The following is a 9,611-nucleotide window of genomic DNA, read 5'->3' as shown; positions in this document are numbered from 1 at the left end:
TCATAAGGCCTTAGTTTTTTATGCGTCGATGACTTTTCCCGGATTTAAGATACCCTTCGGGTCGAGGGCCCGTTTGATGGTCTTCATGATGGTCAGTTCGCCTTTGGGCGTGAACTGTTCCATGTATTTCAGCTTTTTGGCGCCGATACCGTGTTCGCCGGCCAGGCGGCCGCCGACGCTGTAGGCATAGGCATATACTTGTTGATGGAATTCTTCGACGTTTTTGTCCCACTCTTCGTCGCTCATATCCATCTTGCAGAGGACGATGTGCAGGTTGCCGTCGCCGATGTGAGCATTGATTTTAACTTCAAAGGGATAATTTTGACCGATGTCCATGATTTTTTCAATCGTTCCGGCAATCTTATGAACCGGTACGACGACGTCGTCGGTCAGGAATACCTTGCTCTGGAGTTCTACCGAGGTCTGGCAGTTGCGGCGCATATTCCAAATGCGGTCGTCAGCTTCAAGGACGTTTACAGCTCCCGATTCTTCACAGATTGTGCAGACCTTGTCCATTTTGGTGTCCAATTCGTCTTCCTGGAAGGTTTCGACGGTGATGATGACGTAAATGCCGTCGTCGTAATGGGGCATGTCCTTGTAATGGCAGTAATCGGCACAGCCGCGGACGTACGAGTTGTCCATGTATTCGACACTGGTCGGATCGATACCGGCCTTCATCAGCTTGGGGACCATGTGCAGGGCCTTGCGCGGGTCGGTGTAGACGGCCAGGACGTCGAAGCGGTACGGCGGCAGGGGGATGAGCTTTACCGTCACCTTGGTGATGATGCCCAGCGTTCCTTCACTGCCGATGATGAGCTGTTCCAAGTCGTAGCCGGTCGAACTCTTTTTGAGGATGCGGCCGCATTCGACGATGTCTCCTGTCGGGGTGACGACTTCCAGGCAGTAGACCTGGTCGCGGGTGACGCCGTAGCGGACGGCGCGAAGGCCGCCGGCATTGGTTGCCAGATTGCCGCCGATGAGGCTGCTTTCGGCGCTCGACGGGTCACCGGCATACATGAGGCCGACTTTTTTGGCTTCGTTTTGAAGGTCGATCGTGCGGACGCCGGCTTCGACAGTCATGTACATGCCGTCTTCGTTCAGTTCGATGATTTTATTGAGTCGGTCCATACAAAGGACCAGGCCGCCGCAGACGGGAATGGCTCCGTCGGCAAGACTCGTGCCGCCGCTGCGGACAGTAATGGGAAAGTCATACTCATTGGCCAATTTGACGATGGCCGAGATTTCTTGGGCATTGGCCGGCAGGACTGCGGCGTCCGGCACGTGGAACATGGCCGGGTTCGTTTCGTAATCCGTCTGGTACTGCAAGAGCAGGTCGCGGTCGGTCTTAACGTATGTCGGGCCGGTGATGGCCTTTAACTTTTCAATGATTTCGGGCGTAATAGGTTGAAAGTTTTTCACAAAAGGGAACCTCCTTTAATTTGTGTTGTCTTATTCTACCACGCCATCCGTCCTTAGGGAAGGTTTTTAGAATTTAAAGTCGATCGTTGCCGATACGCCGACGCCCTGGACGCGGCTCAGATTGCTGACGTCCGTCGATTCGATCGGGATCAGGGCGTTGGCACGGGCAATGCCGTTAAAGGAAGCTTCGAGTTGGGCGACGGCCTTTACTTTATCGACCTGAGCCGTCGGTCCGACGACTTGGACGGCACCGATGTATTTGCCCGTGCCGACACTGACGATGGGAACGACTTTCGTCGCGTAATCTGTGCCGACGCCGTTCTTCATGAGCAGTTTATTGAGAAAATCGTTGATGGAGTCGCCGTATTTCGATACCAAAACGGTGATGCCGCCTACCTTTAAGATAGAGCCTAAATTGAAAGCCTGGACGGCGGTGCCGCCGGCAAAACCGAGCAGGGATGCAATGGTGACAGCTGCGATAACTTGTTTTTTCATAAGAAATACCTCCTAATGATGTTTGGAAATGGAACTGCCGCGAGCCAATGAGGCGGCTGCGGCGCAAAAGCAAAGGGCAGACAACAAGATGAAAGAGACGTGAAAGGCGCTGAGGACGCCGTCCTTGTAGACGGCAGCCTGCTCCGTTTCGGTCGTCATGATGAAGGTGACAGCGGCCATGCTGAAGGCTTGTCCCAAGTTGCGGGACAAGGCTAGGACGCTCGAGGCGATGCCGTGATGCATCTTTTTGACCGAGCCCATGATGGCACTGTTGTTTGGCGCTCCGAACAAGGCTGCGCCCAGGCCGATGAGGGCCAAAATCAGGCCTGCCTTACCGACGGAGATATCGGTGAAGACGGCGAAGGCCAATAGTCCCGGTGCGGTCAGGAACAGGCCGAGGGAGGCGATGCCTCGCGGTCCGTACTTATCGGATAAATCGCCGGCCCGCGGCGAAAAAATAGCCATGACCAGGGGCTGAATCAACAAGACGGCCCCGGAAATCGCCGGCGTGAGGCCGAGGACGACCTGCAGGTAGAGGGACAAGAGAAAAGACACGGCATAGGTCGCGCTGTACTGGATGAGGGCAGCCAGGTTGGACATGGAAAAGGTCAGGCTGCGAAATAAGTAGAGCGGCAGGAGCGGGTGAAAAGACCGGCCTTCGTGGACGACGAAGATGATTGAAAGGACGAGTCCTGCGTAAAAGAAAACACTATTGTCTGAAAAAGATGACAGGCCGTATAAGGTGCAGAGAATGGCGCTGACCGACAGGACCGAGCTGACGGCATTGACGAAGGGCGCTCCGTTTTCATACCATTCTTTTTGGACAGGACGGATGAAGAGGTATGAAAGGAGAACCAGTATGGCTGCCAAGAGAAAGATACAGCGCCAGCCGATGAACTCCGTCAAGGCGCCGCCGATGACAGGTCCCAAAGAGAGCCCGAGATACGTCAAAGCGACGGATTGACCGATGATGTGGCCCTGACGGGATTCGTCGGTCGTGGCTAAGAGCAGGGGCATGTAGGATACATAGATGCCGGCCAAGGCGATGCCCTGAAGGGCCCGCAGTCCGATAAGGATGGGAAGCGTCGGGGCCAAGGCAGCCCCGATGGATGACAAGGCCAGGACTATCAAGGCGGCAGAGTACGTTCTTCGCCTGCCGTGGACGTCTGATACCTTTCCTAAAGGAAGCAGAAAGGCCGCCGTCGTCATCAGAAACAAGGTGACGACCCAGCTCATGCGGTCCGGTGTCGTGCTGAATTGGTCGGCCATCACCGGAATGGCGATGTTGATCGATGTAGACAGAAAAGGGCCGACAAAGCTTATCAGGCAAATTGAATATAAAATACGCTTTTCCGTCGTCATCGCTGCACCTCACTAATGTCACTGTCATAAATACATTATACCAGTATATGCGGGCAGGGTGAATTCTTTATTAAAAAAACGCAATGTATAAAACCGTTTTGTCCTTTTGAAAAATAAGTTTTTCTCGTGATAAGAGATGTAGAACTTGGAGATTTATGGTATAGTAAAAGAAAAATTGTTGAAAAAGGAGGGATTTACTATGGATTTAGGACTTCGAGGCAAGGTTGTCGTCGTCACCGGCGGTACGGCCGGCATCGGTCTGGCAACGGCCAAGGCCTTTTTACAGGAAGGAGCATCGGTGGCTGTCTGCGGCCGGCGGCAGGAACTTCTCGACGAAGCCGTAAAAACACTGGGAGAGGCTGTCTTTGCCTGTCAGGCCGATATGACTGATGAAGCTGATGTTTCTTCCTTTGCCCATCAGGTCTATGCTCATTTCGGTCATATCGATGTCTGGGTCAATAATGTCGGAGCCTCCATTGCCCGTCAAGGCGACTGGTATACGCCTTCCGAAATCGACGCTCACTACGCGGTCAACTTTAAGTCCGTCGTCATGGGCAGTCAAGCGGCCATTCCCTTTTTAGAGAAGCAGGGAGGCGTCATCATCAACGTATCGTCCCTGGCCGCCCGGTGCGCGACTTCCGGACGGGCGACGCTCTACGGGGCCATGAAGGCCGCCGTCGTAAACTATACCAATACCCTGGCCGGGGAAGTGGCCGCCAGGGGAATTCGCGTTCTGGCAATCATGCCGGGCTTCACCCTGACGCCTCTCGTTGCTGAAACCATCGATGCCGATGAACTTCAAAAGCAGGTCAAAGAATGTCTCCTGCGCCGGCCTGCCAGTCCCGAGGAAATTGCCGGTCCCATTGTCTTTCTGGCCAGTCAGCAGGCGGCCTATATGAATGCCGCCGTCATCGAGGTCTCGGGCGGCCGCAACGTGACTTTGAATCCTGGGTATTCCTACGGTGATTGATCTATTTTTTACGAAATATAAAAAAACTTTTTTGAAACTATACTTGACAAGAGATGTTTTAATGTGTACTATTGTTGTAGACATTGAGAAATGCAATGACCAAAACAAGTACACATAGGATGAGACAACAGAGAAGACGGGTCACTGGCTGAAAGCCCGTTCGGCCTTGGAATATGGTGGAATGCATTTGGGAGCAGGATGAAGGAACTGAGTATGTCATCCCGTATTACCGACGTTACCGGTTTCGAGTGGCAGCACTAGGCTGCAATTCAGAGTGGAACCGCGGTCCGCCGTCTCTGTTGTAGAGATGGGCGGCTTTTTTTGTATGATTTTCTGATTATTCGATATTGTATACAGGGGGAGTTATGATGACACAAAGCAAAAAAGACTTAGTTTTAGCAGCCATGGACGGCAAACCGGTTGAACGCGTCCCTTCCGGTTTTTGGTTTCATTTCTTAGACGATGAAATCCATGCCAATGCTTTCGAACATCCGGAATTGACGGAAAAGGTCTTCGCCGGCCAGACCCGCTACATCGATGAAGCCAAACCGGACTTCGTTAAAATCATGACCGACGGCTTTTTCCCTTATGAAAATGAAACGGCTATGAACCTTAAGACGGCGGCTGATTTTAAAAAGATTAAACCCTTAGCCGATGACGATAAGTGGTTTACCCAGCAGATCGACTATGCGAAACGCCTTACAGCTCGTTATGGCGATGAATTGGCCATGTTCTTCAACGTATTCTGTGCCGGAACGACGGTCAAATTCATGCAGGCCGACCTCGATGCCAGTGAAGCCTTCCTGGCCAATGCCGTCAAGGAAGACCCAAAGGCCGTACGTCAAGGATTGGATGTCATTTCCCATGATTTGGCGAAACTTGCCAAACGGCTGATTACTGAAGGCGGTGTCACCGGCATTTACTTCAGCCTTCAGAATTTACTGGGCATTTCGCCGGAGCTGTACAAAGAAGTCTTGGAACCGGGAGAAAAAGAAATCTTAGCCGCTGCCAACAGCGTCAGTGACTACAATATTCTCCATATCTGCGGTTATGCCGGTCACCGCAATGACCTTTCCTTATATAAAGATTACGATGTAAAAACCGTAAACTGGGCCGTTGTCGTAGAAGGCGTCCCCATTCCGGAAGGCCGGAAAATCCTCAACGATCGCCCGGCTTTAGGCGGTTTTGGAAACTTAGATTCTGAATTGTTGTATAAGGGCTCGAAAGACGAAATTCAAGCCGAAACGAAGCGGATTTTAGCAGAAGCCGGTCGACAGGGCGTCCTTCTCGGCGCTGACTGCACCGTTCCGCGTGATATCGATTGGAAGCATTTTGAGTGGGTTCGTGAAGCTGCCCGATAGGCAGAGAGAGGAAGATGAAAATGAAGTTTACCATGAAGAAGTTAGGGAAAGCCGTATTGACGGCAGCATTAGTCGGTGTCGTAGCAGCAGTCCTTGCCGGCTGCGGTAAACAGAGTGATTCTGCCGCCGGCGGCGGAGACGGCCAGAAAAAGGTCGTCAACGTAGCCTTTACCAACTACTATGTGCCTTATGATTTCGTCAATGATAAGGGCGAGCCCGACGGCTTTGAAGTTGCCGTCATGCAGGAAGTAGCCAAGAAGCTGCCCCAGTATACCTGGAAGTTTACACCGACCTCGGACGATGATTTGCTCATCGGTGTCGAATCGGGTAAATACACAATCGGTACGAAGGGAATCTGGAAAACGGAAGCTCGGGAAAAGAAATACATCTTCCCGAAAAACTACATCGGTGCCAGCGTCATCGGCTTAGTCATCCGTAAAGCCGACGCTGACAAGATCCATGACATGGATTCCTTTGCCCAGTACAGCGGCAAACTCGTTCCCATTGCACCTCAGGATGCCCGCTACATGGTCATCGATACCTATAATAAGGAACATCCTGACAAACAGATCAAGCTTCAGTCGTCGGAAGCCTTTCAGATTGCCGACGCTTACAGCTGGGTCATGGAAGGCCGTTATGACGGCTACCTCGAAGTTGAACTGAGCTACAAGAACAACATCGTCAAAGACGATGCGCCGTACCACAAATTCAACGACAGCCTGACCTACATCCGCTATAAAGGCATTCCGACCTACCCCTTGTTCAATAAGAAAGAACAGAAATTGGCTGACGAAGTCGACCAGGCTATCGATGAACTGCGCAAGGAAGGCAAGATTGCCGAACTGGAACAGAAATACTTTGGCGAAAGCCTGTCTAACTATATTACGCAGTAAAGGCGAAGGAGGACGTTTTGATGGATACACGTGTGTTTAATCCGTCTGTTATCTTCTCGGTTATGCCGGATTTATTGTCGTATCTGTCGGTAACGCTGCTGGTAGCCGTTTCAAGCATTGTATTAGGTTCCCTCTTAGGGATGGGCCTGACTTGGGCAAAACTCGGACGCATCCGGGTTTTGCGCTGGCTGGCGCACGGGTACACTTACATCTTGAAGTGTACCCCTCCTATCGTGCTGCTGTTCATTGTCTTTTATGGACTGCCCAAGCTGATAGAATCGATGACGGATTATGATATTAATGATACCAATCGGGCTCTGTTTGCAATCATTACTTTTACCCTTTTGTTCGGAGCCTATATTTCGGAAGTCTTTCGGGCGGCTTATCAAGCTGTGCCCAAAGGACAGTATGAAGCCGGAGTCAGCATCGGCATGACGCCGTTCCAGACCTTTTATCAGGTCATGCTGCCCCAGGCGGCCCTTATTGCCCTGCCTAATTTCGGTAATTCGACGATTAACTTGCTGAAAGAAGGGGCCTTGGCCTATACGATCGGCCTCATCGACCTGATCGGTAAGGGAAATTTAATCATCGCTCAAAATTTTGGAGCCTATAGTATTGAAATTTATCTGGCCTGTATGATCATTTACTGGATCATGACCCTGATCATTGAAAAGGGCTTTGCCCTCTTGGAGGGCGTCCTCGACAAGGGCGTCCATATGGGGCATGCCCGGGCGGGAGGAGGTGAGCCGTAAATGGAACTCGATTATGGTTTTATGATTGAAACGTTTTATAAGATCTGGGACGGTATCGGCGTTACCTTAGGGCTGACGGCCCTGTCACTGCTCATCGCCCTGCCCATTTCCTTTTATATGGCCGTCATTCGCCTGAGAGGACATAAACTGGGGACGGGGATTACGAGATTTTACATCTCCTTTGTTCGCGGGACGCCGTTGGTACTACAGATTTTATTGATGTACAGTCTCTTGCCGAGCTTCCTTAACTTCGCATTGAAGTCCATGGGCTCGTCCTTTAATATTTTTGAAAGCGTCAATCCTTTCTGGTATGCCGTCATCGTCTTTTCTCTCAATACCATCGCCCTGTTAGCCGAAGTATTCCGCTCGGCCTTGATGAGTATCGATAAGGGACAGATGGAAGCCGGCGTATCCATAGGTCTGACGGAATGGCAGACCTATCGCCAGATCATCATTCCCCAGGCCATGGTCGTCGCCCTGCCGGCGGTCAGCAATATTACGGTGAATTTGATCAAGGGCACGTCGCTGGCATTCCTGATGACGGTCAAAGACGTACTGGCTATCGGGAAAATTGCCGCCTCCTACGGCTATAACTATATTGAAGCCTATTTGGATGTCTTCGTCGTTTACATCATCGTCTGCACGATTGTCCAGCTCGTTTACCGCATAGCTGAAAAACGAATCGGTGCCTTCCGTGCCGTGTAAGGAGAGTATGCCTATGTTAATGTCTATTAAAAACGTCCGTAAGAAGTTTGGCGGCGTAGAGGTCTTAAAAGACCTCAATATGGAAATCAATAAAGGAGATGTCGTCGTCATCCTGGGGCCGAGCGGTTCCGGGAAGACGACCTTCCTGCGGTGTCTTAACTTCCTCGAACGGGCTGACGAGGGGCAGATGGAATTTGCCGATATGAACATCGATTTAAGCAAGCCTTCCGATAAGGAGATTGCCGCTGTCCGCAAGAAGACGGCCTTTGTGTTCCAGGGATATAATCTGTTTGCCAACAAGACCGTTTTGGAAAACGTCATGCTCGGCCTGACGACGGGCCGCGGCATTGCCAAATCCGAAGCCGAACAGACGGCGCGGGACGCCTTGCAGCGCGTCGGCATGATCGACCGGGCCGATTACTATCCGGCTCAGTTATCCGGCGGCCAGCAGCAGCGTGTCGGTATTGCCCGGGCCATTGCCGTCAATCCGGACGTCATTTTGTTTGACGAACCGACGTCGGCCCTCGACCCGGAACTGGTCGGCGACGTGCTGAAGGTCATGCGCGATTTGGCTAAAGCCGGGACGACGATGATCGTCGTCACCCATGAAATGAAATTTGCTTCTGACGTAGCTACCCATGTCATCTTTATGGATGGCGGCGTCATCGTCGAAGAAGGTTCATCAGAAGATATCTTCAAGCATCCGAAAGAAGAACGGACGAAACGATTCCTGCACCGCATCTTCTGTACCGCCTTTGACGGTCCTGACGAAGAGGAATAAAAGAATCGTAATAGAATATAAAAAGAGAAGGTCTTCCTCTCTATCAATCGATAGGGAAGGAGACCTTCTTTGTATGGTGCAGAATCTGTGTTTTGAGGAATCAACCGATGACGACGGAGACGATCTCGTCCGGTGTATCGACAAGGATGGCGGCGCCGTGGCTCTTCAGAAACTTTGTCGGACGGAAGCCCCAGGTGACGCTGATGCAGTCGAGGCCGGCATTTTGGGCTGTCTGGATATCGATTTCAGAATCGCCGACGTATACGGCTTCATCCGGTGTGATACCGAGCTCGGAGAGGACTTTCTTGACCATGTCCGGAGCCGGTTTACGGCGGATTTGCGGCTGTTCACCAAGGACGCTGTCGAAGAGGTCCGGGAAATAGTCGGCAGCCAAGTCCTGTACGGCAGGATCCGGCTTGTTTGATACGACGGCCACTTTGACGTCCTTTTCGCGGAGTCGGCGAATCATGGTGCTGATGCCGTCGTATTCGCCGGTCTTTACGGCGCAGTGAGCCTCATAATAAGGCTTATAGATGTCCTGGATGCGGGTGATTTCCTGAGGGTCGATTTGCGGGGTGACCTTGTCGCCGGGCTGGCCGATGGCTTCGAGTTCATCATACGAGGCGAGGCCCTGTTCAATCGCTAAGGCTCGCGTGATGGCAACGACGACGCCGCTGCCGAAGAAGTTGCGAACATCGGCTGTTGCATAAGCATGGGCGTGGCCGGTCTGTGCTAAGGCATAGTTTAAGGCATCGGTCAGGTCATCTAAGGTGTTGAGGACCGTTCCATCCATATCAAAAATAACGGCATTGTATTTTTTGGTTGTCATGAGAGAGCCTCCTGCATGTTCTTTTTACCGGAACAGTTTAACGT

At 51.8% G+C, this 9,611-nt stretch carries 10 protein-coding genes; 6 read left to right on the top strand and 4 right to left on the bottom strand.

Annotation, left to right across the window (positions count from 1 at the left end; genetic code table 11):
* Nucleotides 1-18: 18 nt before the first annotated feature.
* The 3 genes from A0U42_RS06890 to A0U42_RS06880 form a co-directional block, all read right to left on the bottom strand.
* Complete coding sequence (locus A0U42_RS06890; protein ID WP_044502886.1) at nucleotides 19-1,419, bottom strand: FAD-binding oxidoreductase; 1,401 nt, start codon at nucleotides 1,417-1,419, stop codon at nucleotides 19-21.
* Nucleotides 1,420-1,485: 66 nt separating this feature from the next.
* The gene (locus A0U42_RS06885; protein WP_044502885.1) at nucleotides 1,486-1,914 is read right to left on the bottom strand and encodes a hypothetical protein; all 429 of its coding nucleotides are present in this window, start codon (nucleotides 1,912-1,914) and stop codon (nucleotides 1,486-1,488) included.
* Between the two features lie 12 nt (nucleotides 1,915-1,926).
* The gene (locus A0U42_RS06880; protein ID WP_065360394.1) at nucleotides 1,927-3,276 is read right to left on the bottom strand and encodes an MFS transporter; all 1,350 of its coding nucleotides are present in this window, start codon (nucleotides 3,274-3,276) and stop codon (nucleotides 1,927-1,929) included.
* A gap of 199 nt (nucleotides 3,277-3,475) precedes the next feature.
* Here A0U42_RS06880 and A0U42_RS06875 point away from each other — a divergent pair, with 199 nt between their 5' ends.
* The 6 genes from A0U42_RS06875 (at nucleotide 3,476) to A0U42_RS06850 (ending at nucleotide 8,738) form a co-directional block, all read left to right on the top strand.
* Nucleotides 3,476-4,246 carry an SDR family NAD(P)-dependent oxidoreductase gene (locus A0U42_RS06875; protein ID WP_065360393.1) on the top strand — a complete coding sequence of 257 codons (771 nt, stop codon included), beginning with the start codon at nucleotides 3,476-3,478 and terminating at the stop codon, nucleotides 4,244-4,246.
* A gap of 365 nt (nucleotides 4,247-4,611) precedes the next feature.
* Nucleotides 4,612-5,607: a uroporphyrinogen decarboxylase family protein gene (locus A0U42_RS06870; RefSeq protein ID WP_218055533.1), complete on the top strand. Its 996-nt coding sequence runs from the start codon at nucleotides 4,612-4,614 to the stop codon at nucleotides 5,605-5,607.
* Nucleotides 5,608-5,627: 20 nt separating this feature from the next.
* Nucleotides 5,628-6,500 (top strand): transporter substrate-binding domain-containing protein, encoded by an 873-nt coding sequence (locus tag A0U42_RS06865; RefSeq protein ID WP_226870323.1) that lies wholly within the window; start codon nucleotides 5,628-5,630, stop codon nucleotides 6,498-6,500.
* Nucleotides 6,501-6,520: 20 nt separating this feature from the next.
* A complete protein-coding gene (locus tag A0U42_RS06860) occupies nucleotides 6,521-7,252 on the top strand; it encodes an amino acid ABC transporter permease (RefSeq protein WP_044502881.1) in 732 nt (243 codons plus the stop codon).
* Complete coding sequence (locus tag A0U42_RS06855) at nucleotides 7,253-7,957, top strand: amino acid ABC transporter permease (RefSeq protein ID WP_065360391.1); 705 nt, start codon at nucleotides 7,253-7,255, stop codon at nucleotides 7,955-7,957.
* 7 nt (nucleotides 7,958-7,964) lie between these two features.
* Nucleotides 7,965-8,738, top strand: a complete 774-nt coding sequence (locus A0U42_RS06850; protein WP_218055532.1) for an amino acid ABC transporter ATP-binding protein — start codon at nucleotides 7,965-7,967, stop codon at nucleotides 8,736-8,738.
* A gap of 100 nt (nucleotides 8,739-8,838) precedes the next feature.
* Here A0U42_RS06850 and A0U42_RS06845 read toward each other — a convergent pair whose 3' ends face one another.
* Complete coding sequence (locus A0U42_RS06845) at nucleotides 8,839-9,567, bottom strand: HAD family hydrolase (protein ID WP_065360389.1); 729 nt, start codon at nucleotides 9,565-9,567, stop codon at nucleotides 8,839-8,841.
* Between the last annotated feature and the right edge of the window lie 44 nt (nucleotides 9,568-9,611).

It is taken from the genome of Megasphaera sp. DISK 18 (assembly GCF_001682955.1).
GTDB lineage: Bacteria > Bacillota > Negativicutes > Veillonellales > Megasphaeraceae > Megasphaera > Megasphaera massiliensis.
The sequence above is the reverse complement of the archived record's forward strand: the minus strand, read 5'-3'. Positions and strand labels throughout refer to the sequence as shown.

What these genes read in the sequence shown, in the direction of transcription:
- A0U42_RS06855 (WP_065360391.1), top strand. Translation starts at nt 7,253, where the DNA reads ATGGAACTCGATTATGGTTTTATGATTGAAACGTTTTATAAGATCTGG.
- A0U42_RS06880 (WP_065360394.1), bottom strand. Translation starts at nt 3,276, where the DNA reads ATGACGACGGAAAAGCGTATTTTATATTCAATTTGCCTGATAAGCTTT.
- A0U42_RS06885 (WP_044502885.1), bottom strand. Translation starts at nt 1,914, where the DNA reads ATGAAAAAACAAGTTATCGCAGCTGTCACCATTGCATCCCTGCTCGGT.
- A0U42_RS06845 (WP_065360389.1), bottom strand. Translation starts at nt 9,567, where the DNA reads ATGACAACCAAAAAATACAATGCCGTTATTTTTGATATGGATGGAACG.
- A0U42_RS06870 (WP_218055533.1), top strand. Translation starts at nt 4,612, where the DNA reads ATGATGACACAAAGCAAAAAAGACTTAGTTTTAGCAGCCATGGACGGC.
- A0U42_RS06850 (WP_218055532.1), top strand. Translation starts at nt 7,965, where the DNA reads ATGCCTATGTTAATGTCTATTAAAAACGTCCGTAAGAAGTTTGGCGGC.
- A0U42_RS06875 (WP_065360393.1), top strand. Translation starts at nt 3,476, where the DNA reads ATGGATTTAGGACTTCGAGGCAAGGTTGTCGTCGTCACCGGCGGTACG.
- A0U42_RS06865 (WP_226870323.1), top strand. Translation starts at nt 5,628, where the DNA reads ATGAAGTTTACCATGAAGAAGTTAGGGAAAGCCGTATTGACGGCAGCA.
- A0U42_RS06860 (WP_044502881.1), top strand. Translation starts at nt 6,521, where the DNA reads ATGGATACACGTGTGTTTAATCCGTCTGTTATCTTCTCGGTTATGCCG.